The organism is Lysinibacillus sp. 1 U-2021 (assembly GCF_029916965.1).
GTDB lineage: Bacteria > Bacillota > Bacilli > Bacillales_A > Planococcaceae > Lysinibacillus > Lysinibacillus capsici.
Map to the genome: position 1 here is coordinate 1,395,762 of NZ_CP123966.1, position 25,237 is coordinate 1,420,998.

At 35.7% G+C, this 25,237-nt stretch carries 29 protein-coding genes; 28 read left to right on the forward strand and 1 reads right to left on the reverse strand.

Annotation, left to right across the window (positions count from 1 at the left end):
• The first annotated feature begins 11 nt into the window (after window positions 1-11).
• The gene (locus QH639_RS07250; RefSeq protein ID WP_131520840.1) at window positions 12-686 is read left to right on the forward strand and encodes a response regulator transcription factor; all 675 of its coding nucleotides are present in this window, start codon (window positions 12-14) and stop codon (window positions 684-686) included.
• Between the two features lie 285 nt (window positions 687-971).
• Entirely contained in the window at window positions 972-1,517 is a 546-nt protein-coding gene (locus QH639_RS07255) for a DUF3225 domain-containing protein (RefSeq protein ID WP_004227588.1), read from the forward strand.
• A 132-nt stretch (window positions 1,518-1,649) separates the two neighbouring features.
• Here the strand turns inward: QH639_RS07255 and QH639_RS07260 are convergent, their stop codons facing one another.
• Window positions 1,650-2,207, reverse strand: a complete 558-nt coding sequence (locus tag QH639_RS07260; protein WP_281115877.1) for a hypothetical protein — start codon at window positions 2,205-2,207, stop codon at window positions 1,650-1,652.
• A gap of 64 nt (window positions 2,208-2,271) precedes the next feature.
• On the opposite strand from QH639_RS07260, the gene QH639_RS07265 reads away from it, so the two are divergent.
• From QH639_RS07265 to QH639_RS07385, 26 genes are all read left to right on the forward strand, one after another.
• Window positions 2,272-3,114 carry a DegV family protein gene (locus QH639_RS07265; RefSeq protein ID WP_131522742.1) on the forward strand — a complete coding sequence of 281 codons (843 nt, stop codon included), beginning with the start codon at window positions 2,272-2,274 and terminating at the stop codon, window positions 3,112-3,114.
• A gap of 44 nt (window positions 3,115-3,158) precedes the next feature.
• Window positions 3,159-4,544, forward strand: a complete 1,386-nt coding sequence (locus tag QH639_RS07270; RefSeq protein ID WP_281115878.1) for an ATP-dependent helicase ComFA — start codon at window positions 3,159-3,161, stop codon at window positions 4,542-4,544.
• A complete protein-coding gene (locus QH639_RS07275) occupies window positions 4,541-5,131 on the forward strand; it encodes a ComF family protein (RefSeq protein ID WP_259420186.1) in 591 nt (196 codons plus the stop codon). Before QH639_RS07270 ends, QH639_RS07275 begins: the two co-directional genes overlap by 4 nt.
• 78 nt (window positions 5,132-5,209) lie before the next feature.
• Entirely contained in the window at window positions 5,210-5,623 is a 414-nt protein-coding gene (locus QH639_RS07280; protein WP_131522739.1) for a TIGR03826 family flagellar region protein, read from the forward strand.
• Window positions 5,624-5,744: 121 nt separating this feature from the next.
• The gene (flgM, locus tag QH639_RS07285) at window positions 5,745-6,005 is read left to right on the forward strand and encodes a flagellar biosynthesis anti-sigma factor FlgM (protein ID WP_016994952.1); all 261 of its coding nucleotides are present in this window, start codon (window positions 5,745-5,747) and stop codon (window positions 6,003-6,005) included.
• Between the two features lie 27 nt (window positions 6,006-6,032).
• Window positions 6,033-6,533, forward strand: a complete 501-nt coding sequence (locus QH639_RS07290; RefSeq protein ID WP_281115879.1) for a flagellar protein FlgN — start codon at window positions 6,033-6,035, stop codon at window positions 6,531-6,533.
• A gap of 16 nt (window positions 6,534-6,549) precedes the next feature.
• The gene (gene flgK, locus QH639_RS07295; RefSeq protein WP_281115880.1) at window positions 6,550-8,130 is read left to right on the forward strand and encodes a flagellar hook-associated protein FlgK; all 1,581 of its coding nucleotides are present in this window, start codon (window positions 6,550-6,552) and stop codon (window positions 8,128-8,130) included.
• A gap of 27 nt (window positions 8,131-8,157) precedes the next feature.
• Window positions 8,158-9,171 (forward strand): flagellar hook-associated protein FlgL, encoded by a 1,014-nt coding sequence (gene flgL / locus QH639_RS07300; RefSeq protein ID WP_281115881.1) that lies wholly within the window; start codon window positions 8,158-8,160, stop codon window positions 9,169-9,171.
• A gap of 64 nt (window positions 9,172-9,235) precedes the next feature.
• A complete protein-coding gene (locus QH639_RS07305; RefSeq protein ID WP_281115883.1) occupies window positions 9,236-9,799 on the forward strand; it encodes a DUF6470 family protein in 564 nt (187 codons plus the stop codon).
• A 17-nt stretch (window positions 9,800-9,816) separates the two neighbouring features.
• Window positions 9,817-10,260, forward strand: a complete 444-nt coding sequence (gene fliW / locus QH639_RS07310) for a flagellar assembly protein FliW (protein WP_281115884.1) — start codon at window positions 9,817-9,819, stop codon at window positions 10,258-10,260.
• On the forward strand, window positions 10,260-10,478 hold the full coding sequence (csrA, locus tag QH639_RS07315; protein WP_281116187.1) for a carbon storage regulator CsrA: 219 nt from the start codon (window positions 10,260-10,262) through the stop codon (window positions 10,476-10,478). The genes fliW and csrA overlap by 1 nt, the downstream gene beginning before the upstream one ends.
• A 171-nt stretch (window positions 10,479-10,649) precedes the next feature.
• A complete protein-coding gene (locus tag QH639_RS07320) occupies window positions 10,650-11,864 on the forward strand; it encodes a flagellin N-terminal helical domain-containing protein (RefSeq protein ID WP_281115885.1) in 1,215 nt (404 codons plus the stop codon).
• A 119-nt stretch (window positions 11,865-11,983) separates the two neighbouring features.
• On the forward strand, window positions 11,984-12,337 hold the full coding sequence (locus QH639_RS07325; RefSeq protein WP_281115886.1) for a DUF8042 domain-containing protein: 354 nt from the start codon (window positions 11,984-11,986) through the stop codon (window positions 12,335-12,337).
• A 21-nt stretch (window positions 12,338-12,358) separates the two neighbouring features.
• The gene (gene pseB / locus QH639_RS07330) at window positions 12,359-13,327 is read left to right on the forward strand and encodes a UDP-N-acetylglucosamine 4,6-dehydratase (inverting) (RefSeq protein WP_281115887.1); all 969 of its coding nucleotides are present in this window, start codon (window positions 12,359-12,361) and stop codon (window positions 13,325-13,327) included.
• Window positions 13,328-13,382: 55 nt separating this feature from the next.
• Window positions 13,383-13,748: an NAD-dependent epimerase/dehydratase family protein gene (locus QH639_RS07335; RefSeq protein WP_281115888.1), complete on the forward strand. Its 366-nt coding sequence runs from the start codon at window positions 13,383-13,385 to the stop codon at window positions 13,746-13,748.
• 8 nt (window positions 13,749-13,756) lie between these two features.
• A complete protein-coding gene (locus QH639_RS26490; protein WP_481817325.1) occupies window positions 13,757-13,972 on the forward strand; it encodes a sugar phosphate nucleotidyltransferase in 216 nt (71 codons plus the stop codon).
• Complete coding sequence (locus tag QH639_RS07340) at window positions 13,972-14,244, forward strand: hypothetical protein (protein WP_281115889.1); 273 nt, start codon at window positions 13,972-13,974, stop codon at window positions 14,242-14,244. Before QH639_RS26490 ends, QH639_RS07340 begins: the two co-directional genes overlap by 1 nt.
• Window positions 14,241-15,515, forward strand: a complete 1,275-nt coding sequence (locus QH639_RS07345) for a UDP-glucose dehydrogenase family protein (RefSeq protein WP_281115890.1) — start codon at window positions 14,241-14,243, stop codon at window positions 15,513-15,515. Before QH639_RS07340 ends, QH639_RS07345 begins: the two co-directional genes overlap by 4 nt.
• 15 nt (window positions 15,516-15,530) lie before the next feature.
• Entirely contained in the window at window positions 15,531-18,059 is a 2,529-nt protein-coding gene (locus tag QH639_RS07350) for a motility associated factor glycosyltransferase family protein (RefSeq protein WP_281115891.1), read from the forward strand.
• A 60-nt stretch (window positions 18,060-18,119) separates the two neighbouring features.
• Window positions 18,120-18,395: a hypothetical protein gene (locus QH639_RS07355; protein WP_281115892.1), complete on the forward strand. Its 276-nt coding sequence runs from the start codon at window positions 18,120-18,122 to the stop codon at window positions 18,393-18,395.
• A 1-nt stretch (window position 18,396) separates the two neighbouring features.
• Entirely contained in the window at window positions 18,397-19,182 is a 786-nt protein-coding gene (rfbF, locus tag QH639_RS07360) for a glucose-1-phosphate cytidylyltransferase (protein WP_281115893.1), read from the forward strand.
• On the forward strand, window positions 19,179-20,255 hold the full coding sequence (gene rfbG / locus QH639_RS07365) for a CDP-glucose 4,6-dehydratase (protein WP_281115894.1): 1,077 nt from the start codon (window positions 19,179-19,181) through the stop codon (window positions 20,253-20,255). The genes rfbF and rfbG overlap by 4 nt, the downstream gene beginning before the upstream one ends.
• Window positions 20,256-20,416: 161 nt before the next feature.
• Window positions 20,417-21,319, forward strand: a complete 903-nt coding sequence (locus tag QH639_RS07370) for an NAD-dependent epimerase/dehydratase family protein (RefSeq protein WP_281115895.1) — start codon at window positions 20,417-20,419, stop codon at window positions 21,317-21,319.
• Between the two features lies 1 nt (window position 21,320).
• A complete protein-coding gene (locus QH639_RS07375) occupies window positions 21,321-22,574 on the forward strand; it encodes a protoporphyrinogen/coproporphyrinogen oxidase (protein ID WP_281115896.1) in 1,254 nt (417 codons plus the stop codon).
• 81 nt (window positions 22,575-22,655) lie between these two features.
• Window positions 22,656-24,182 (forward strand): lipopolysaccharide biosynthesis protein RfbH, encoded by a 1,527-nt coding sequence (gene rfbH / locus QH639_RS07380; protein WP_281115897.1) that lies wholly within the window; start codon window positions 22,656-22,658, stop codon window positions 24,180-24,182.
• The gene (locus QH639_RS07385; RefSeq protein ID WP_281115898.1) at window positions 24,175-25,191 is read left to right on the forward strand and encodes a glycosyltransferase family 2 protein; all 1,017 of its coding nucleotides are present in this window, start codon (window positions 24,175-24,177) and stop codon (window positions 25,189-25,191) included. The genes rfbH and QH639_RS07385 overlap by 8 nt, the downstream gene beginning before the upstream one ends.
• Window positions 25,192-25,237: the final 46 nt, after the last annotated feature.

Below are 25,237 nucleotides of genomic sequence, written 5' to 3' on the forward strand. Positions count from 1 at the left end.
GGTAAAGACAAATGACAAAGATTATTATTGTAGACGATCACCAGCTATTCCGCGAAGGAGTAAAACGCATTTTAGATTTTGAAGATACGTTTGATGTAGTAGCAGAAGGTGATGATGGTACAGATGTGGTTACGTTATATGCTGAAAATGAACCAGATGTTGTACTTATGGATATTAACATGCCAGGTAAAAATGGAGTGGAAGCAACGTCAGAGTTAATTACTGAATTTCCAGATGCAAAAGTGATTATGTTGTCTATACATGACGATGAAACATATGTTACGCATGCATTAAAATCAGGTGCTCTTGGTTATATGTTAAAAGAGATGGATGCAGATGAAATCGTTGAGGCGATTAAAGTTGTTGCCAACGGCGGTTCTTATTTACATCCAAAAGTAACGAAAAACCTAGTAGCAGAATTTAAGCGACTTTCAGAACATGAAAATAAAGGAAACTTCCATCAAACTGAAATTCGTCGTCCATTCCATTTGCTAACTAAGCGTGAATGTGAAGTATTACAATTATTAACAGATGGTCAATCCAACCGTACAATCGGTGAGACACTGTTTATCTCTGAGAAAACGGTTAAAAACCACGTATCAAGTATTCTACAAAAAATGAATGTGAATGACCGTACACAAGCAGTTGTAACAGCCATTAAAAATGGTTGGGTTGAAGTACGCTAATTGCTAAAACTGTTTTTAAAAGCTACTTTTTATTGAAGTAGTTTTTAAAACAGTTTTTTATTGTTTTTTGGTAATAATTTGTATTGGGCTAACTTGATGAAGAATAGGTCATTCACAATTTTGTAACATTACTATTCATTAGTATTAATATGATAACTAGCAATTCGTGCAACATTTTACAGCCTAATGCGTCATAAGGAAGATGTAGCACCTAAATGTTGAAAATGCACAACAAAATTCCTACGAAAGCATTTATATGCTACAATATGCGCGGGAGGTTTTTTGATGTTAAAGAAAAGTTTTCTAGCAGTTCTAATCTTATTAGTATTGACTGCCTGTGGTAATAAAGATGAGAAGATGAGTGATGAAGAACGAGATAAAGTAATAGAGGATGGTACAGTTGGCTTTGAAATGATGGGTGGAAACGTAGAAAAGGCTGATAATGTACCAGCGGAAGATGAAAAGGCGATTTTAGCATCTTTTGATGAGTATATTGCTGCATTAAATGCTGAAGAAATTGATCGTTATATGAATACAATCTCGAAAAACCCAAAAGGTTTTAAATACGATGAAGAAAAAACATATGCATCAGAAGTATTTGATCAATTTGATATTAAGCGTGAAGTAGAAAATGTAACAATTGCAAAGTATGAATCAGAAGAGGCGCAAGTTTTTGCCAACATGAAAATGCACTCACTTCAGCTTGAGACAAATGTCGAACATGAAAGTGCAGGACGTCAGGTAACAGTCTTTGTGAAAGAGGACAATGATTGGAAAGTGACGAGTGTCTTTTATATTGGCGATGACTCACAGTCAAGTACAGGAAATTAACAGAAGCTATCTTCATTCAACATAACAATTGAGTGAAGATATGCCTATTATACATAGACAATGAATGTGAAATGAAAGCTGCTTACTAGCACAACTCAAGAAGGGCGAGAACGGGAATCCGACGTTCGTCATTCATTTCACATTCATTTCTTTTTGTTTTCCGTAATTTATGCAAAGCGCCAGCAACAACAGGTTTTGTCTGTGCGAAAGCAAAGCGCCAGCAACAACAAGATTTTGTCTGTGCGAAAGCGAAGCGCCAGCAACAACAGGTTTGTCTGTGCGAAAGCGAAGCGCCAGCAACAACAAGATTTTGTCTGTGCGAAAGCAAAGCGCCAGCAACAACAGGTTTGTCTGTGCGAAAGCGAAGCGCCAGCAACAACAAGATTTTGTCTGTGCGAAAGCGAAGCGCCAGCAATAACAGGTTTGTCTGTGCGAAAGCAAAGCGCCAGCAACAACAAGATTTTGTCTGTGCGAAAGCGAAGCGCCAGCAACAACAAGATTTTGTCTGTGCGAAAGCAAAGCGCCAGCAACAACAAGATTTTGTCTGTGCGAAAGCGAAGCGCCAGCAACAACAAGATTTTGTCTGTGCGAAAGCGAAGCGCCAGCAACAACAGGTTTGTCTGTGCGAAAGCAAAGCGCCAGCAACAACAAGATTTTGTCTGTGCGAAAGCGAAGCGCCAGCAACAACAACGAACAACAATTGCACCAAGTAGAAATAGATTGTAAACTAAGAATTATAGGAGAGTGGACATGGATGAGGACGGCAATCGTAACAGATAGTACTGCATATATTACAGCTGAGGAACGTGCACGCTTAAACATTCATATGATACCTTTAAGTGTTAATATCTCAGGTCAATTATTTGCAGAAGAAGTAGATATCACAGCATCTGAATTTTATGATAAGGTGCGTGGAGCTAAAGAATTTCCTAAAACAACACAGCCTCCAATTGGAGAATTTGTGGCTCTTTTTGAAGAGCTAGCAAAGGATTACGATGAGATAATTTCCATCCATTTATCGAGTGGTATTAGTGGAACATACCAAGGTGCAGTACAGGCTGGTGAAATGGTGGAAGGCATTAATGTTCATGCCTTTGACAGTGAAATATCCTGTGCGGTTCAGGGCTTTTACGTATTAAGAGCAGCGGAAATGGCGAAAGAGGGCCATTCAGCAAAAGACATACTTGCAGCATTAGCGGACATGCAGCAGTCTATTCGTGCTTACTTCATTGTAGACGACTTAGCACATTTACAGCGTGGTGGGCGTTTATCTTCTGCAGCTGCATTAATCGGTGGCTTATTACAAGTAAAGCCTGTTTTACATTTTGTGGATAAGGTAATTGTACCTTTCGAAAAAATCCGAACACGTAAAAAGGCATTAAAGCGTGCAGAAGAATTGCTAGCAGTGGATGCAAAAAAGTATGCAGCGATGGACGCTGTTGTCATTCACGGCAATTGCCCTGCTGAAGCCCAAGAATGGCTAGAGCAATTAGCCGAAACGTACCCAAACGTAAACTTTAAATTGAGCTATTTTGGTCCTGTTATTGGTACTCATTTAGGTGAAGGGTCGATGGGATTAGGATGGACAAAAAAATAACGAATTGTGAGAAGTCTCTACAGCAAAAGTAGAGGCTTTTTTCTATGAAAGGGGAGATTTTGATGAGATATAGGGGTTGGTTGTTGCCCCCAGCATTACGTGATTTTCATGAAGGTCGCATTTGGTTAAAAGAACATTCGCCATTTTCATCTGAAGATATTGAGAAAGCAATACAGCGAAAATACGTCTGTATAATAGAAGGAATTCAAATGAAGCCAGTTATAAAATGCAATCGATGCCACAATACAGATCCGCACCTATTCATAAAATTCGATTGCTCAAAATGTCAGCAACAATGTGTGTACTGCCGACACTGTATTAAGATGGGGAGAGTCAGTAGTTGTACACGATTGATGATTTGGACAGGTCCCAAGACGATAAAAATTAACAAGCATTCATTAAAATGGACCGGGCAATACACTGAACTCCAGCAACGGGCAGCTAATGAAACCTTGGCAAGTGTGAAAGTAAAACGATCCCATTTAATTCATGCAGTTTGCGGTGCAGGCAAAACAGAGATACTTTTCCCATCTGTGTATGATGCATTAAAGCGGGGGCTACGTGTTTGTATTGCTACACCACGAACAGATGTAGTGTTAGAACTGTATCCACGCTTTCAACAGGCTTTTCCTGAAACAGTTATTCATGCTTTATACGGTGGAGCTCCTTACCAAAATGGCTATGCCCAGCTTGTTATAGCAACGACCCATCAGCTCTACCGATTTGACAAGGCATTTGATGTCATTATTGTAGATGAGGCAGATGCTTTTCCTTATACATTTGATGAAACTCTACAAAGAGCAGTAGAAAAGGCTAAAAAGGAAAAGGCTCCTCTGGTATTTGTGACAGCAACCCCATCAGCAGCATTACTCCATACCTTCCAGCAAGAAAGCTACTCTTTTATTCCAAAACGCTATCATAATTATCCATTACCAGTCCCCCAAGTTCGTTCTTTATGGAGCTATAATAAATGCTTCAAGCGAGGTAAAATCCCTAAAAGGTTAAAAAAGTGGGTGGAGGAGCGCTTACACCAAAAGGAACCCTTTTTACTATTTTTCCCGACAATTGACTTAATGAATAGTGCAACTCTTCTTTTTCAAGGATTAAATGAAGACATATTAGCTGTGCATGCAGCTGACCCAGAGCGGAAGAAGAAGGTGTTAAAGCTACGAAATAAAGAAGTTCCGGGCTTATTAACCACTACGATATTAGAAAGAGGCATTACAATCAGCAAAGTACAGGTGGCTGTTATTGGGGCAGAATCATTGATATTTACCGCCAATGCCCTCATTCAGATTGCAGGCCGAGTTGGACGAGATGTTCAATTTCCAGATGGGGAGGTCTTATTCTTTCATCACGGCATCACGGCAGAGATGGATGAGGCATGCGAAAAAATTCAATTTTATAATAAGAAGGGATTTTCTGAATGAATAAAATAGAAACTCATTGTTTAATATGCACCCAGCCGTTAAAAATAACTATTTCCTGGAAAATGATTCTAACCAAGCAATTCTCGCCGACTATATGTGAAAGATGTGCCGCTCGTTTTGTACCTTCTCAATCTGCTACATCCCTTTATCAATATAATGAGGCGATGAAGGATTACTTACACCAGTTAAAGTTTCTTCAAGATGTGGCTCTAGCAAAGGTATTTCGGCAGGAGCTTCATAATCGTCTCACCAAAGAAAAAGCGATGATTCTACCCATTCCAATGCACCCTCTCAAACAACAGGAGCGTACATTCTCGCATACGGATGAACTATTAAAGGCAGCGCATATTCCTTTTATACAATTATTAGAAAAGACAACGACAGAAACCCAAAGCTCTAAAAATAGAGAGCAACGTATACAAGCAGCTCCACTTTTTCGCTTAATGGAGGGTGCACAAGTCGAACATAAAAATTATCTTCTTTTTGACGATATAAAAACTACGGGGACAACTTTACAGCATGCTGAACAGGTTTTAATGCAAGCGGGTGCTAAAAATGTCCAATACTTCACATTAATTGAAGGATGAAAATACCAATGTATTATGTATAATAGTTAATGAGACAGCATTCGTAGATAAATTTGCTAGAAAGAGGAGGAAAGGCCAATGGCAGAAGTTCGTAATTGTCCTAAATGTAATGAGTTTTTTAATTATACAGGAGTCCGAGAAGTGTGTCATAAGTGTGCACAATCAGAGGAGGAGCTTTATCAAATCGTTTATCGTTTCTTACGTAAACGTGAAAACCGTGCGGCAACTGTAGAACGTATTGTGGAAGCCACGGGAGCAGCAGAGGAACTATTGTATAAATGGGTTCGTAAGGGGCGTCTGCAGCCAGCCATGTTCCCTAACCTTGGCTATCCATGTGATAACTGTGGCCATCTAACGACTACAGGAAAGCTCTGCTCGAAATGTCAGGATGAATTAAAAGCAGACTTACGGACATTTGAAGCTGCCAAAGAGTTTCGCCAAAGTGTTGAAGAACGTGACCGTGTAACCTATCACTCAGAACGTAAACGTTAATTACGCTAAGTGTGTTAATTTTAAACAAAATTAGCACACTTTTTTCTATGTGAAAACTTAACATTATGTGAGACAATCCGAAATAATAGTAAGATAGGATTTAGAGATGGGGGGTATTGAAATGAAAATTACATCTTATGGAGTTAATGCAGTAAACGCCTATAAAAACCAAGTACGCAATGCAAAATCAAATACAAACAAGGCATCTTTCGCCGATAAAATTGAAATTTCAAAGGCTGCGCAGGAAATGCAAGGGGTTTCAACATACAGTACAGAGCGAGCAAACCATGTTCAACAATTGAAAAAGGATATCGCTTCTGGTGAATACAAAGTAGACGCTCGTAAAGTGGCAGAGGATATGCTGAAATATTATCGTTTCTAGGGAATAGCAGAAAGGGTGTATAACGATATGTCTGTAGAAGCAATTAGTTCTACACTAACAATGCTAGAGAGAATGCATAAAAGCTTACTCGAACTAGCCTTTAAAAAAACAGAAATTATTAAAAGTGGCGATATCGAAGCTTTAGACCAATTGCTCAAGGACGAGCAGGCACATGTAGCAGCCATCGATAAGCTCGAGCAACAGCGTCAGAAACAGGTAACGGACTACCTTGAAGCAAAGGGACTTGCTTCATCTGACAAAACAACTGTCGCGGATGTCATCGAGGCTGCTGAACAACAAGCTGACAAAGCAACACTATCAGCAGTTCGCGAACGTTTAATGCAAATTATCAATGACCTACGAAAACAAAATGATCTAAATCAAAAACTCGTTTTCCAATCCTTACAAGTCGTCAACCTAACATTAGATACAGTAAGACCCCGTACAGAGCAAATGAACTATTCCAGCAACGAAGTACGTGGAACTAATACCATAGCTAAAAAATCATATTTCGATTCACAAGCATAACAAGGGAGGAAGAAAAATGCGCTCAACATTTATGGGCTTAGAAGCTAGTAAACGTGGCCTCTTCACACAGCAAACTGCTTTATATACAACAGGTCACAATATTTCCAACGCCAACACATTAGGCTACTCTCGTCAACGAGTAAATATGCAAGCTACACCAGGTTTTCCAACGGCTGGTTTAAATTCACCTTACTATCCTGGCCATCTAGGGACTGGTGTCGAAGCAACATCTATCCAACGTATTCGCGATGAGTTTATTGATCGACAATATCGTCAGGAAACAAACAAGCTGGGGTATTGGGAATCTCGTTCAAATGCTATTTCCCAAATGGAAGATATTATGGATGAGCCATCTCAATTTGGTTTGAATGCAGCATTAGAGCAATTTTGGAAAGGACTTCAAGATGTTAGTACGAATCCAGAACAGAGTTCATCACGAACGGTAGCGATTGAGCGAGCAAACCATTTGGCAGAATCCTTTAACTACATGGATACCCAGTTGAAGCGAATTCAAGGAAATTTAGGAAATGAAATAAAAGTAGCGACAGACCGCATTAATTCTATTTTAAAGCAAATAGCAGCGATTAATAAGCAAGTACAAGAAGTCGAGCCAAATGGACTTGTGCCTAATGATTTATATGATCAGCGGGATATTTTAATTGACGAATTAAATGAGTACATCCCTGTATCAATCAAAAATGTGGAATCGGGTGGTTTGGCAAGTGATGTAGCTGAAGGAAGCGTTACGATCATTTTTAAACCATATGGTACAACAACGGAAATTAAGTTAGTCGATGGTAAAGACTTTGCCAGTATTGCAGTTAATAGTGGTACAAATCAAATCGATGGTAATAATTTAACAAATTTATTCGATAACATTACTATAACTGGGTCAGGAAATACTAATTCAGGGAATGTTACATACAATCAACTGGAGCCAGGCAAAGGGAAGCTTTTATCATTAGTCGACTCTTATGGCCATGATGTAAGTCATGGCTATTACCCCGAAACAATTGCCAAATTAGACAAATTAGCATCTGAATTTGCCAAAGTATTTAATGCTATGCATGCACAAGGATATGATTTATCGGGGAATCTGGGTGCTCCTGATTTCTTTACAACAAATCCTCCAGGGGGTGTCATAACAGCAGGGAATATTAAAGTAAATGATAACCTTATTGCTGATCCATCCAAGTTAGCTGCTTCTTCTGAAAAGGATGAAGAAGGAAATGGTAAATGGGCTATTGAGCTGGCGAATCTTCAGTCGATGGTTCAAAATGGTGGAACAATAACTATATTAGGGAAAACGATAACAACAGGTGACTTAGATGGGGCAACTTTCAACTCTTTCTATCAAGGAATGATAGGGAAGATGGGAACAGACGGTGAAGAGTCTTATCGTTTAAACAAAACATCTGAAACATTACTATTGTCAATATCTAACAGTCGTGCGTCGGTTAGCTCGGTTTCTTTAGATGAAGAGATGACAAACATGATTACATTCCAACAAGCTTATAACGCGAATGCTCGTATGATCACAGTTGTCGATGAAACATTAGATAAAATCATAAATGGAATGGGTCGAGTAGGATTATAAAAACACTAGAAAGGAGTTTTTACAAACATGCGCGTAACACAATCGATGTTATCCAATAATATGCTTTTAAACTTAAATCGAAGCTATGGCAAAATGTCCAAGCTGCAAGACCAAATTAACTCTGGTTCAAAAATCACTAGACCTTCCGATGATCCAGTGATTGCTATAAAAGGAATGGGATATCGTCGTGATTTAGGTCAAGTTGAGCAGTATACACGGAATATGAATGAAGTAAATAATTGGCTTGATACAACAGACGAGTCACTTAACCAAGTCGGTGAGCAAATGAAGCGTGTACGTGAACTAGTGATTCAAGCTTCTAATGATACAAATACACCTGACGAACGTGCGAAAATAAAGGAAGAAATTGATCAAATTCGTCAACAAATTCAAGACGTAGCAAATACTAAAATTGCTGATCGTTATATTTTTAGTGGGACGAATACTGGTAAACCATTGTTTGTAGAAGCTACACCACCAAACCCAGATGGTTTAAAAATAATTAATGCTGATTATCAACTTTATGACGGAACGAATATTAATGCTGGTACTGCAGATGAAATAACTTCCCCAAATGGGGATGTACAAATAGAGGTTTATGATGGAATAACGTTACAAGTGAATACCCCTGGTGCAAATTTATTTGGTAATATCGATACGTTAATGGGTAAAATTTCTGATTTATTAGATCCAGAACGCATTGTTCCTCCCGAAATTGTACCGAGACCTGCTACAGGTGCTGAAATTAGTGAAGCATTGGGTGGGTTTTCAACGGATAGTAAGTCAGATGATATCACTAATATGCACAATAAAGTGCTAGAAGCTCAAGCGAATGTTGGGGCACGACAAAACCGTGTTGAATTAATGGAAAATCGTTTATCAATTAGAGAAATTAGCGTTACTAAACAACTATCGAACAATGAAGATGTTGATTACTCAAAGGCTATAACAGAAATGGTGACGTCAGAGTCCATACATCAGGCTGCACTTTCTGTAGGATCTAGAATTATTCAACAAACATTAGTTGATTTTATTCGCTAAAAATTTGAAAGTAAGCGTTTGGACTGTTTAAATCCAAACGCTTTTCTTAAAAGGAGAAAAAGATATGAGACTCCCTCAAATTCAAATCCATACAACAGATGCCAAACTAGATCTTCATATTGGAAAACCTAGCCAGCACATTGAACAACCAAAGGCTACGCAACATATTGAGCAACCAGCAGCCATTTTAGAAATCAATACTACAAAAGGTGTATTAAAAATTGATTCTTCGCAAGCAAGACGAGACCTGGGGATAATTGGACCAATTGAAGCCACAAAAAATACCGCTAAAGAAGGTCAACAGGCTGCTTTGAGTGGAGCTGCAAGACGTGCGAGTGAAGGACGAAAAATGATGATGTCAGCTGGAAAAGGGCAGGGACGAGCGACTATTCAAAATATCGCCAAGCAAAATCATGGACCCCATCGTGTGCAATTCAATATTAAATTTGTACCATCAGTAGGGTCAGTAAAAATAGACTACACACCAGGCACAACTGACGTTAATATTCAAAGAAGAGAACCGATTATTGACGCAAAAGTGAACAAACCTATTCATGAATACACACCTGGTAAAGTAACTGGTACAATGGTTCAAAGACCTAATGTGGAAATTGATGTTATTGGATAAAGGAGTGTCAACGCTTAATGAAGCTAAACACAAAATTTTTAGGTGAAGTAGAAATTACTGAACAAGAGATACTTACATTTGAACATGGTTTACTAGGGCTAGAAGATGAAAAAAAGTTTGTGCTTCTACCGATTGATGCTAATCTACCACTCGCAGTATTACAGTCAGTGAACAAAGTAGAGATAGGTTTTGTTGTTGCCTACCCCTTTGTATTTAAAAAAGACTACAGTTTTGAAATTAGTGACGAAGATAAAGAACAGCTACATATAGAAACCGAAGAAGATGTTATTACTTACTCCATCGTAACTTTGAAAGAAACGTTTCAAGATTCTACGATGAATTTATTAGCACCCATTGTTATTAATGTTAAACAAAAGTGTGGTAAGCAAATTGTTTTACAGGATGGTATGGCCTATCCATTACGTTTCCCAATGCACTCCTTGGAAGGAAGTGCTAAATGATGCTTGTGCTTTCTAGAAAAAAAGATGAATCTATTATGATTGGTGATCAAATAGAAATCAAAATTTTATCTGTAGACGGAGATCAAATCAAGTTAGGGATAATTGCACCTAAAACTGTTAAAGTACATCGATCTGAAGTTTTTAAGGCGATTCAAGAGCAAAATAAAGAAGCGTTGTCAACTACTTCAAATCTATTGGAGCAATTTAGAAATTTATAATCAAATTGTTTAGAAAAAAATAAAATATTTTTTGAAATACTATTAAACTATTTTTAATAGATACGATATAGATAGTGTAGGGGGCAGGAAGTACATACAATACAACCTAAACCAACAACATTTCACATGGATGTGAGATGACAAAAACTATTATTCAAGGAGGAATTCCAAATGAGAATTCAACACAACATTTCAGCGTTAAACACACACCGTAACCTTGGCTTTAACAACACTCAATCTGCTAAAAACCTTGAGAAGTTATCTTCAGGTTTCAAAATCAACCGTGCTGGTGACGACGCTGCTGGTTTAGCAATTTCTGAGAAAATGCGTGGTCAAATCCGTGGTCTTGATATGGCAACTAAGAATGCTCAAGACTCAATCTCATTAATCCAAACTGCTGAGGGAGCACTTAACGAAACACACTCAATCCTACAACGTATGCGTGAATTAGCAGTTCAATCTTCAAACGATACGAACACTGCTCAAGACCGTGCAGAACTACAAAAAGAGATGGACCAATTATCTCAAGAAATCACTCGTGTTTCTACAGATACAGAATTCAACACTCGTAAACTTTTAAACGGTGAACTTTCTGGTACAGCAAACTCATTAACATTCCATATCGGTGCAAACTCTGCTCAAAACATTAAATTAGAAGTAACTGATTTAGGTGCAGATGCGCTAGGTGTAACAGGTCTTTCAGGAGGTTTCGAAGATCTAAATGGGATAACTGGAGTTCAAGTTAATAACCGTACAGGTCAAGCTATTGAAATTGAGTTTAAAGATCCTGTAACAAATCCATCTGGTGCTGCGATTACACAAACTACTGCTTCTATGAGTAACGATGGAACAAAAATTACAATTACTTTAGCTCAAGCAGCTGGTGATGGCACAAATGCTGGTGATGTAAAAACAACAACACAAGATATTGTCGATGCATTAAAGCAACTTGGGTCTATTAACGTAAAAGTAGAAGATTCATTTACTAGTACTGATCTAACTGGAGCAGGTGGAACAATTCCAACTGGTCTTGCTAGTACTAATTTAGGAGCTACTGGAGCAGATGCAACAACTAAAAAAGCTGGTGTTGATATTTCTACACAAGGTGCTGCAGATAAAGCAATCTCTACAATTGACAAAGCTCTATCTAAAGTATCTAACGAACGTTCTAAACTTGGTGCGGTTCAAAACCGTTTAGAACATACTATCAATAACTTAGGTACATCTTCTGAAAACCTAACAGCTGCTGAATCTCGTATCCGTGATACAGATATGGCTGCTGAAATGATGGCATTCACGAAGAACAACATCTTAACGCAAGCTGCTCAATCTATGCTTGCTCAAGCAAACCAACAACCACAAGGCGTTCTTCAATTATTAGGTTAATCCTACTAATACTTTCAACCTTGCGACTTTTATGTCGCAAGGTTTTTTCGTGTTATCGCCCTATATAATTAAGAAAAAAAACCGATATAATAGTAAGTAGAGAATGGGAGGATTTATCCATGAATGAATTAATGCAAGAGACACAACAATCCTATTATGAATATGTTATAAGAATTGAACAAGGCTGCCATCAAATTGCTAACATGTTACGTATTGGCCAACAAGCAGACGCTTTACAAATGATCATCGATTTAAGTGAAGGAATGGGTTGGTTAGTATCAGTAGAGCATTATATGATTGAACAAAACTACAAAGTCAATAGTCAAACAAAAGAAGCGCTTGATATGCTAAATGAAATAAATCATGCATTAGAAATTAGCGATTTTGTCACTGTAGCTGACTTATTTGAATATGAAATTGCACCCATGTTTGCAAGTGCATCTGAGTGGATTTTTGAAAAGGTAGAAAACTGATACATAAAGGTAGGGAAAAACGTGACTGTAAAAGATAAAGTCATTTTAGTTACTGGAGGTACTGGCTCCTTTGGAAAGAAATTTATTAAAAAGGCATTAACAGAGGGAGCTAAAAAAATTATTGTGTTTAGCCGTGATGAACTGAAACAATATGAAATGAAACAGGAATTTACGGACAATCGTTTACGTTTCTTTATTGGTGATGTGCGTGATCAGGATCGATTACATCGTGCATTTGATGGTGTCGATATTGTGATTCATGCAGCAGCAATGAAGCATGTAGATGCTTGTGAATATAATCCATTTGAAGCTGTGAAAACCAATATTCATGGTGCACAAAATATTATTGAGGCAGCTATAGACTGCGGTGTAGAAAAAGTGATAGCACTGTCTACAGACAAGGCATGTGCACCTGTTAACTTATATGGTGCTACAAAATTAGCATCAGATAAACTTTTTGTTGCTGCAAATGCCTATGTAGGAGATAAAAAGACAAGTTTTTCTGTCGTACGTTATGGAAATGTTGTGGGCAGCCGGGGTAGTGTTGTTCCTTTCTTTAAAAAAGTTAAAGAAACAGGAAGAGTACCAGTGACGGATGAACGGATGACACGTTTTTGGATTACACTTGACCAAGGTGTACAATTCGTACTCGATAATTTAAAACGCATGCATGGTGGAGAAATCTTTGTACCGAAGATTCCTAGCATGAAGGTTATGGACTTAGCACGTGCTATTGCTCCCGAATGTGAAATCGAAATTATGGGCATTCGCCCTGGTGAAAAACTGCATGAAGCAATGATTATGGAAGATGATGCAAGGCATACCGTTGAATTTGATGACTATTATATAATCCAACCGGAATTTTCATGGTGGTCCAAAAATTATGCAGAGGGCGGGAAAGCCTTACCAGATGGATTTGCTTATACAAGTGATAATAATAACGATTGGTTAACGGTTGAGGAGTTACGTAAATTAGCGGAGGGTATGTAGATGATTGCAGTAATTGGAGGAGCAGGCTATATAGGATCACACACTGTAATATTTAGTGCAGCAGGGAAAAGAAGTTATGGTTTTTGATAATTTAAGTACAGGGCATCGTAAGTTTGTCCCAGAACAAGTTCCTTTTGTAGAAGGAGACTTAGCCAGAAAAGTAGATATAGAGAATCTATTTAATCATTATCCGCAAATCCATACTGTTATTCACTTTGCTGCGTTTGCATATGTAGGAGAATCTGTCATACAGCCTGCAAAATATTATCAAAATAATGTTGTGAATTCTATACAATTATTAGATACAATGTTAGCACATAATGTAACAAACATCGTATTCTCTTCAACATGTGCAACATATGGTAATCCCTTGGAATTACCAATTACAGAAAGACATCCACAGAAACCTATTAATCCGTAGGCGATATCATTTTACAAGCTGAAACACCAGCACTAGCACAGTTAATTGAAATATATAAACATGAACAAGCTTCTGTTATCGGTGTACAAGCTGTTGATAGGAGTGTTGTCCATCAATATGGAGTGATTGATCCAGAAGGTGAGAGGTCGGATGGGAAAGCCATTGAAGTTAAGGGATTTGTTGAAAAGCCAAAGGCAGAGGAAGCACCTTCAAATTTGCAATAATGGGACGCTATGTACTTACGCCTACAATTTTTAATGCACTAAAGGTTACGCAGCCAGGTGCTGGTGGAGAGATCCAATTAACAGATGCCATAGAATTGCTTAACCATTCTGAACGTATAGTAGCACATGATGTGAAGGGCAAGCTATATGATTGTGGTAGTAAAGTTGGCTTTGTCCAAGCGACAATTGATTTTGCGTTAGAGCGTGAAGATTTAAAAGATGAAGTGTTTGCTTATATTAGACAAGTGGTAGATAAGGTGGAAAAAGGATGACTAATGTAGCTGTGATTGGTACTGTCACAGGGGTTGTTCTTTCTGAGATAGGTCATACCGTGACTTGTATTGACATTGATGGTTGTAAGGTGAACAAACTAAAGGCGGGTAAATCCCCTATTTATGAACCAGGTCTAGATGAATTAATGGTCAAAAATATTGAAGCAAATCGATTAACTTTTACGACGAATCACGTAGATGCTTTTCTAGATGCTGAAATCGTATTTATAGCTGTTGGTACACCTCAAAGTGAGAGTAGTGCCGCAGATTTAACCTATATTAAACAAGCTGCAAAAGATATAACATTACATATTGTGAACGATACAATTGTTGTGGTGAAAAGTACTGTTCCCGTGGGCACAAACGATTTAGTTCAATCGATTATTGAAGAAAATATAGTAGCTGATTTAAAAGTAGAAGTCGTTTCAAATCCAGAATTTTTAAGAGAAGGTCATGCTATTCATGATACGTTTCATGGAGACCGAATTGTTATTGGGGCAGAGACTGAAAAAAGTGGCAGGATAATAGAACAATTGTTTAAACCATTAAGTATACCAATTGTACGTACGAATCGTAAAAGTGCTGAAATGATTAAATATGCTGCGAATGCATTTTTAGCTGTGAAAATTAGTTATATTAATGAGATTGCTAATCTTTGTGAAGCAGTAGGGGCAAATGTAGCTGACGTAGCAGATGGTATGGGGATGGATCACCGTGTCGGGCGCGCATTTTTAAATGCAGGACTTGGTTATGGTGGATCTTGTTTCCCAAAAGATACAGAGGCAATAGCGTATTTAGCTAAAGAAAATTTCGCACCATTGACAATTGTTGAGAAAGCGATACAAGTAAATACTAAACAACGTCAATTGTTTTTAGAAAAAGTATTGCAACATTTCAATGACAATTTAGTGGGAAGAAAAATAGCCCTTCTTGGACTTGCCTTTAAACCGAATACAGATGATTTACGAGAAGCACCGTCCTTATATTTAATTGAACAACTCAAAAAACGAGGTGCAGAAATTACAGTATACGATCCGATCGTTAAAGAAGTAGCTATTATAGGTGTAACATCAACAAAATCTATACAACAATGTGTAGAAAAAGTGGAAGCTATACTTTTAGTAACTGAATGGGATGAGTTTAAAACAGCTGATTGGTCGGAAATAAGTCAATTAGTTCATAGTAAAGTTTTATTTGATGGGCGAAATATTTTAAGCAATCATGAAGAAATTCAAGCAAATTGGCAGTATAAAAGTATAGGACAAGCATAAAAGGGAGGAAGAAAGTTGGCACATAAAAAGATTGAATTACTGCAAAGTAAACAAAATCTACCAATTATTCAAGTAGAGCATGAAGGCCACATGCTTCCGATACATAGTAAATATAATCCTGTCAACGAGGCACAACGTTTTATCGAAGCGAATGCCACACAAATTGAAGCCTCTGACCATATTTTATTTTATGGTGTGGGATTAGGCTACCATGTAAAAGAAGTACAAATGAAATATCCAGAAAAAATAATCTCAATATATGAACCGATTGTGGAAGTATATGAGGAATTTCAAAAAAATGCGGCTAAAATAGGTGTTTCTATAAATGACATTACCAATCAATATGTGGAACATTCAGAAGGTGACTTAGTTGAGCATTTAGGTAATTTTAGTATTAACTTTGCACAAAGAGTATTTTTACTGCAACTACCTATTTACGAAAAAATCGCTAAAGATGAGTATGCATATTTCGCTGAGTTATATAGACGTTTTTTAAAAGATAAATATAGTAATACAAGAGTTGAAGCGAGGTTTAAAGATCGTTGGGCAATTAATGCCTTAATAAATGTCAAATCGACATTTGAAACCCCAAATATTTTAGAACAGAAAAACAACATTTTTAAAGGTAAACCTGTGTTACTTGTTTCAGCAGGTCCTTCGTTATCAGATGAAATTGAAAATATTCGTTACATTAAAAAAAATGGACTTGCTTTTATATTTGCGGTAGGCTCAGCCAATCGAGCATTAATTGCCAATGATATTCATCCTGATGCTGTATTGTCTTATGATCCACAATCGCATAACCATATGGTGTTTCAAGAGCTACGAGAAAAGGCGATAAAGGATATTCCTTTACTTTACGGTACTACAGTAGGATATGAAACAGTACGAACCTTCCCAGGACCGCTTGCGCATTTTGTGGTGGAAAAGGATAAGCTAACACCTCTTTTACATAATGTACAATCGACAACTATTAATGATTCAGCAACAATTGCCAATGTGACATTGCAATTATTAAGTAAATTAAATGTTGGTAAGATCATATTGGTCGGTCAAAACTTTGCCTATAGAGGGAATCAGTTTTACGCCAAGGGTATATCAAGATGGACACCAAAAGAAGAACAAAAAGGTGAAGAGCCTGTACAAGTAGACGGCGAATTATTTGAAAAAGATTTAGTAGCTGTGTTTGACGTAGAATCTGTAGATGGTGGTTACGTTCAGACAAATCCAACGTTTGATTTAATGCGGAGAGAGATGGAACTATATATTTCAACTTTACCAGATCTCAATATTGTTAATGCTACTATCGGCGGGGCGAAAATTGCAAATGCTCCTTTCCAAAGTCTTGGAAGTACTATAAAACAAGAATTAAAAGAAAAAGTCGTTCCATCTAAGTGGTGGGAGCGGCTGGAGCATCATGGAAGAAAAGCTAATCAAGCTGAATTACGGAACCTAGAAAAAGGAAGTTTATCCTTTACTAAATTGATCAATAAAATGCTGAAGGCTTTGACAGAGTTAGAGACCTATAGCAAGTCAACAGATATCAAAAAAATAGATGCTATTTTAAAAGATTTTTATGCATACTTTGAGACCTTTAAGAAAAATTATTTTGTCAATACACTCATCATGCCTGTGATTCAATACTATGAAAGTAAATTTTATTCAGATTTAAGTATTTGCAATAAAATGTCTGTGTTATCGGAGAAACTATATGCATCTGTACAGGTTTATCGTCAGTACCTATTGTTAACGATTGATGCTTATCAAAAGCTAGCACCTATTTTCCATGTAAAAGTATATCAACCATTGAGAGTTAGCAACAGTTATAAATATTACGAGGCAACTTCAGGTATTTTCCATTTTGAAGGCATCTGGGAAAAGCATTTGTTAGAAATACAAACGAATTTTGAAGTACCTGGTGAAGACGAGGATAAAGAAAAAGAAGTTGAACTCGAAAGATATGGTTTTAGTGTAGACACGGCAAATACTGAAACACAGCTAAAATTTAAATTCAAAGGCTCTAAAATACGAATCCTAGGAGCAAATCATGCCAAAGAACCACTGGAGATAAAAGTAACAATTGATGGGAAGTCAAAAATAGTAAAGATTAAAAATACTTTTACTTTTGATAAAGAACTATACGGCTCGTTCCGACAGCAAATCTTATTTGAAAAGTTAAATTTAAAAAACATAATGCATGAAGTGGAGGTTGAGATTGTATCAGAGAACCCAAACTTTAGCTTTATGGGTATTGCAATTAATACTGGTGGTCGTGCTTATCATATTCATGAGGTTGAGAGAATTGAGGATTTAGAAGTTGGTAAGAGGATACGCTGTCATTATGAGGCTACTTTTAATACAGTTGGAGAGTTTAGTAGATTAGGTGAGGAAACTGCTATGCTATTACCAATTGAAGCTATGCCTGAACCAAATGGTGATTTTTATTATATTATAGTTGATAAAAATAATGGTGAAAAAAAATTAATTGCAGATAGAAATATTCAAAATTATGTTTCGTGGAAAACTATTTCAGAGCAATTATGACATAAAAGTATTATTCCTAATTCGCTACTAACAATGCTGACTGGTGGTCATTTTAGTTATATGAATGATAAGAATAATGATTGGGATAGATATATAAATCATAATTGGTTTGAGTGGAATGTTGGTAATGTCCCATTAAGTTGGATGAAGGAAATGGACCATTGTATTATTGAAACTAAAAATATGGGAGTCACAATTCGAGGAGATCTAATTAATATATTTAAAAAGAAAGAAAGAGGAAATATTAAATATCCAAATTTTACGCTAGGAAGTTATGGAAACATAAATGAAAATACAGCTTTGAGGCCAATGTTACTAGTAAAGGATGTGAAATAATATGAAGGTTGTTATACTTGCAGGAGGTTTTGGTACAAGAATTAGCGAAGAATCCCATCTTAAACCAAAACCAATGATTGAAATTGGTGGTAAGCCAATTTTATGGCATATTATGAAGATTTACTCCCATTATGGCTTTAACGATTTTATTATTTGTTTAGGTTATAAAGGTTACGTCATTAAAGAATACTTTGCGCATTATTTTTTACACGAGTCAGATGTGACATTTGATTTCCGTAATAATAACAATCAAATTATACACCATGCTCATGTAGAGCCGTGGAAAGTAACACTGGTGAATACAGGTTTTGAGACGATGACTGGTGGTCGCTTAAAAAGAGTAAAAGAGTATCTAGAAAATGAACCATTTATGTTTACATATGGCGATGGAGTTTCAGATGTGAATATTAAAGAATTAGTAGAGTTCCATAAGAATCATAAAAAACTTGCTACAGTTACATCTGTCCAGCCTGGTGGACGTTTTGGTGCTTTAGATTTAGGAAATAACAATGAAGTATTCGGGTTTCAAGAAAAACCTAAAGGGGATGGTGGATGGATAAATGCAGGTTTTTTTGTATTACAACCAGAAGTAATTGATTATATTGATGCTGACGGTACTACGTTTGAGCAAGAACCGCTTATTAATTTAGCAAGAGATGGTCAGTTACAAACATTTAAGCATACTGGCTTTTGGCAACCAATGGATACATTAAGAGATAAAAATTATCTTGAGGATTTATGGAAAAAACAAAAAGCTCCCTGGAATTTATGGGGTAGACTAAAATGATTGATTCTAATTTTTGGAAAGGTAAAACAATATTAGTTACAGGTCATACGGGTTTTAAAGGCTCATGGCTATCCATTTGGTTACATGAATTTGGGGCTAAAGTTATTGGATTTTCTTTAGATCCTTATACAAAAAAAGACAACTTTGTTTTATCGAATATTGGTGACAAGATTGTTGATATCCGTGCTGATATAAGAGATCAAGAAAAATTACATCAAGTGTTCAATGAATATAAACCAGAGATTGTTTTTCATATGGCTGCTCAACCATTGGTGCGTTTATCATACAAACAACCTGTCAAAACGTATGAAACAAATGTAATGGGAACTATTAACGTACTAGAGGCAATAAGGGCTTGTGCCGAAACAAAAGTGGGTATATTTATTACTACCGATAAATGTTACGAAAATAAAGAACAAATTTGGGGTTATAAAGAATCAGATTCTCTCGGTGGATATGATCCATATTCCTCATCTAAAGGAGCAGCAGAAATCGCTATTAGCTCTTGGAGAAGGTCTTACTTTAATCCAAATGAATATGAAAAGCATGGAAAAGCAATTTCAAGTGTCAGAGCTGGAAATGTGATTGGTGGCGGTGATTGGGCATTGGATCGAATTATTCCAGATTGTATTCGTGCTATTGAAAATCAGAAACCAATTGAAATTCGAAGTCCACATGCAATTAGACCATGGGAACATGTGCTAGAGCCGGTAAGTGGATATTTATTATTAGCTCAAAAAATGTGGGACAATCCAGTAAAATATAGTAGCTCATGGAACTTTGGGCCACAGTTAAACTCAGTAGTGAATGTTTGGGATATTGCTAATAAAGTTGTCGAAGCTTATGGGGAAGGAAAACTAATTGATGTTTCTCATCGTAATGAAGCATATGAGGCAAAGTTATTGGCACTAGATATTTCTAAGGCTTGGTTTGAACTAGGTTGGAAACCAACGCTGAATATCGATGAAACTATTGAATATACAGTAGATTGGTATAAACATTATAAAAAGCATGATGTATATGACTTTTGTAAAAAACAAATTCAATCTTTTGTCAATAAAAGTGAGAATTAAAGAATCTGTTATTCATTGTGGCTACTATACGGCCAATATGACTTCAGAATAAAGTAAGTATCTTTGGAGTTGAATGGGGAAAAATAATGTAATTATATTCAAATTGGATAAAAGTTATATGGATTATGAATTGATCCTCTTCATAAGGAGTTTAAAATTTTATGAGAATTTTAATAACGGGGGCTACTGGTTTTTTTGGAAGTCATATTGTACCCACAATTTACAAAAACTATTTTAGCAAAGATAATATTGCTCTTTTAATACGAAATCAGAAAAGGGCAATTGAATTATTTGGGGAACTTCAAAATATACAATATTTCGATTTATTAAACACTAATTATAAAGAGCAGATTAAGGATTTTAAACCAGATTTAGTAGTACATCTTGCCTCTTATTTGACTAGCCAAGATGATGAAGAAAATATTAACAAGATACTAGATGTAAATATAGAAATGGGCACTCATTTACTTGATGCTCTAAAAGGCACAGGTATTAAATATTTTATTAACGTAGGTACATGTGCAGAGTATTATTACAATGATGGGGAGTTGAGAAGTGCTTATTTGTATTCTGCCACAAAAACAGCTTTTAGAGCGATTTTGAGATACTATCAACAAATATTAAATTTCCAGTGGATAAATGTAATACCGTATACTGTTTACGGTGAAGGAGACTCTCAAAAAAAGGTAATAGATTATATTATCTCATCTTTAGATTCTAAAAATAAGATTCCAATGACTGCTGGTGAACAGAAGTTAGATTTTATTCATATAGAAGATGTTGTTGACTTTTTTATTACCTTAATTAACAAAATAGAGAATATCAAGCAAGACTTTATAGAGTTGCATTTAGGGACTGGGAAAGGAACGAGTATTAGAGAATTAGCACATGTTATTGAGACAACCTATTCTAGATCCACTAATATTGAGTGGGGAGCTCTACCTTACAGACAAAATGATATTATGCAGTCTGTAGCACATATTGCTAAGAATAAAGAAGTATTGAATTGGGAGGCGAAAATAGGTTTAGAAAAGGGTATACAGAAAATAAAAAAGGATTGTTAGTATGATTAAAAATGTTATCTTAGGAGCAGGAATAGCTGGTATTGGAGCAGGGTTTAAATTGGGTGAAAATACAATTATTTATGAAGCACGTAATCGTTTTGGAGGGTTAATTGATAATTTTATTATAAACGGTTTTAGATTTGATCATGCTATACATCTATCATTTACCAAAAATCAATTAGTTCGAAGTATTTTCGATCAAGTGCCTTATTATATTCATCAACCCACCGCCCTGAACTATAGTGATGGTTATTGGGTAAAACATCCTGTTCAAAATAATTCATTTGCTTTACCAGTAGAAGAAAGAATTAATATTATCAATAGTTTTATAAACAGAACTGATACTGCTTCTATATCAAACTACGAAGAATGGTTGAAATATCAATTTGGTCAGTATTTCGCAGATAAATATCCAACAAGATACACAAGGAAATATTGGGGATGTGAGCCTGCTAATCTTTCAGTAGAGTGGATTAAAAATCGCATGTATCAGCCTTCTATTGATGAAGTGCTGCAAGGAGCAATGACTGCTGAAACACCAAATACATATTATACACAAGAAATGCGTTATCCTGCTAATGGGGGGTATCGTTCTTTTATAGAACAGGTAGCGAGTGGCTTGAATATTCAATTAAATCATCGAGTGGTTCAAATAGATGCTCATAATAAAAATATTTTTTTTGAAAATGGAAAACAAGTTTTTTACGAAACATTAATAAGTAGTTTACCGTTACCCCTTATTATTTCATTATTACAAGGTTGTCCAACAGAAGTACAAAAGGCTGCAAATAATCTTTGTGCAACTTCAGTTTGCTTAGTTTCTGTTGGATTTAATAAGGAAATAGATATCCCATCTTTATGGTTTTATGTATATGACGAGGATATCCCTTTTGCAAGAGCATATTCTCCAAGTATGAAATCTAAAAATAACGCCCCAGAAGGAAAGAGTTCTTTACAATTTGAAATTTATTATTCTAAAAATAATCCCCTTCAGTTTTCAGATAATGAACTTCAAGAAAAAGTAATAGATGCGATTGAGAAAATGGATATTGCATCCAAATTAGATATTGAAATAATAGATACACGGCATTTAGATTATGCAAATGTTGTTTTCTACAATGGTATGGAGCATGATCGTAAAATTGTATTAGATTATTTAGGAAAATTAAAAATTAAAAGTATAGGTAGATTTGGTGAATGGGATTATTTGTGGAGTGATCAAAGTTTTTTAAGTGGATATTCAGTAGATATATAGATATACAATAGGAAGAGATTAGAGTAAATTAACGAGATCTTTAGAAAAGCAAATATTTGAATAAGGTAGTGAGTGGATATCATGATTTATAAACAAAAAAATGTTTATAAAAATAGTTTGAACAAGTATTTTGCAATTATTGAATTAAATTTAAAGTCGGTCATGGCCGTTGAATGTATCAAGCAAGATGATGGTATTAAGGTAGTAACTTCCGATTTTATAGAATGGACTCATGATGAATTAAATCAGTTAACTTTTCAAGAAGTTGGTCAAATAAATGATGCAGAATATGAATCGGTTAAGAGAAAAGCCATTTTTAATAAAGTAGCAGAGTTCCATGATTTATTTCATCGGAAGCAAGAGTTTGTTGCGGGTGAAAGTCAATTAAGCTATGCAGGTAAGATTTATAATAAAGATGAAATGGTTGCCTTAGTAGACGCCTCTCTGGATTTTTGGCTTACATCGGGTCGTTATTGCATTGAATTTGAAAAGAAACTTGCAAAGTATTTAGGAGTTAGATATACAGTATTAACGAACTCGGGGTCTTCAGCAAATCTTTTGGCCATATCTGCTTTAACATCTTACAAACTTGGTGAAAAGCGTCTGAAACGCGGTGATGAAGTGATTACTGTTGCAGCTAGCTTTCCAACTACAATTGCACCTATTGTACAAAATGGTTTAATCCCAGTTTTTTTAGATGTGGAATTAGGTACGTATAATATTAAAGTAGATTTATTAGAAGAAGCAATTTCAGAAAAAACAAGAGCTATCATGATCGCACATACAATGGGTAACCCATTTGATTTAGAGGCAATTATGGCTTTAGCAGAGAAATACAATTTATGGGTGATTGAAGATAACTGTGATGCATTAGGTGCAAAATATGCCGGGAAGTATACCGGAACACATGGACATATTGGAACTTCAAGTTTTTATCCGCCTCATCATATTACCATGGGGGAAGGAGGGGCACTTTATACAAATGACCCTAAATTGAAAGTAATAATTGAATCATTTAGAGATTGGGGAAGAGATTGTTGGTGTCCTTCTGGATGCGATAATACATGTAATAAACGTTTTGATTGGCAACTAGGTGACCTCCCAGATGGTTATGATCATAAATATACATATTCTCATTTAGGTTATAATTTGAAGGTTACGGATATGCAGGCTGCCATTGGAGTTCAACAGTTAGAGAAACTACCTAACTTTATTACAAAGCGAAATAATAATTTTAATTTATTAAAAGAAAAATTAAAAGAAATAGAGGATTATGTTATATTACCAGAAGCCACTCCAAATACAAATCCTAGTTGGTTTGGTTTTATTATGACAATAAAGGATGATGTGAAAGTTAAGAGAAATGAAATTGTGAATCACCTTGAAAGCAAGGGGATTCAAACTAGAATGTTGTTTGCTGGAAATATAATGAAACAACCAGCTTTTAAAGACATTGAATATAGAGTTGTTGGTGAGTTGGAAAATACAGATAGGATTGTTAATAATACATTTTTGGTAGGGGTTTATCCAGGGCTAACTGAAGAAATGATAGAGTATATGGCATTGGAAATTATTCAATTCTTTAGGGGATGTGAAATAAATGAATGAGGAATCTATAAAGTTAAGTATATGTATACCAACATATAATAGGGCACAAATTCTAAAAAATACTCTATTAAACGTTTTAGATTGTATTGATGATGATATTGAGATTGTAGTTTCTGATAATAATTCAGAGGATAATACATACTCAGTAATAAAGGATTTGAAAGACCCTAGGATTAAGTATTTTAAAAATCAAGAAAACATAGGAGCAGTAAGAAATATTGTTCGAGTATTAGAAAGGGCTAAAGGTAAATTTTCTTTATTAATAAGCGATGAAGATATAATATGTATTTCTACTATTTCTACTATCAAAAAAATAATAGATGATACACCAAATATATCTGCTATTTTAGGTGGGGTACTTGATCAAGAAAACAGACCATATATTCAGTATGCTAGAAACAAATATATCGAGGGAAAGGAGACTATGGAAAATATAGCGTTTTCTAATTTCTATATTTCGGGTGTTATATTTAATAATGATTTAATAGACTTTCAGGATTTGAATCAACAACTACTAAAACCTAACAATGGATTTTTACATTTGTATCCTCACCGCTATATCCTCACAAGATTAACTTTACTAGGGGATATTATTACCATAGATAATTTTATTTGCAAACAAGGAGAGAAAGGAAAAAATTATATTGAAAAGCAAAATGGTAAAATGTTTAACCATCCATTAGCAAGAGTGGAACAATTCAAAACAGATTTAACATTGTCTACTATGTTAAATGCAGATTTAGATATTCGTATAAATATGCTATTGAAGTTGTATAGAATGGTTCGAAGCACTCTATTAGAGTTGAAAAGGAATATTGATAATAAAGAACTGATGGATTATTTTAATTTATCAATAGAAGAGACTAATTTGCTAACCTCAATTGAGAAATGTACTGAAATAGCTATCCAAGAACTAGATAAATATAAAATAGAAGAAAATAGATATTTAAAAATTAAAGAAAGATTGCTTGAACTAAAAGATTCTGCAATGTTATATTTTGCAAACTAATAGTGTTGTTGGCAATAACGGCGGCTTCTCTAGAAAAATGAAGTGG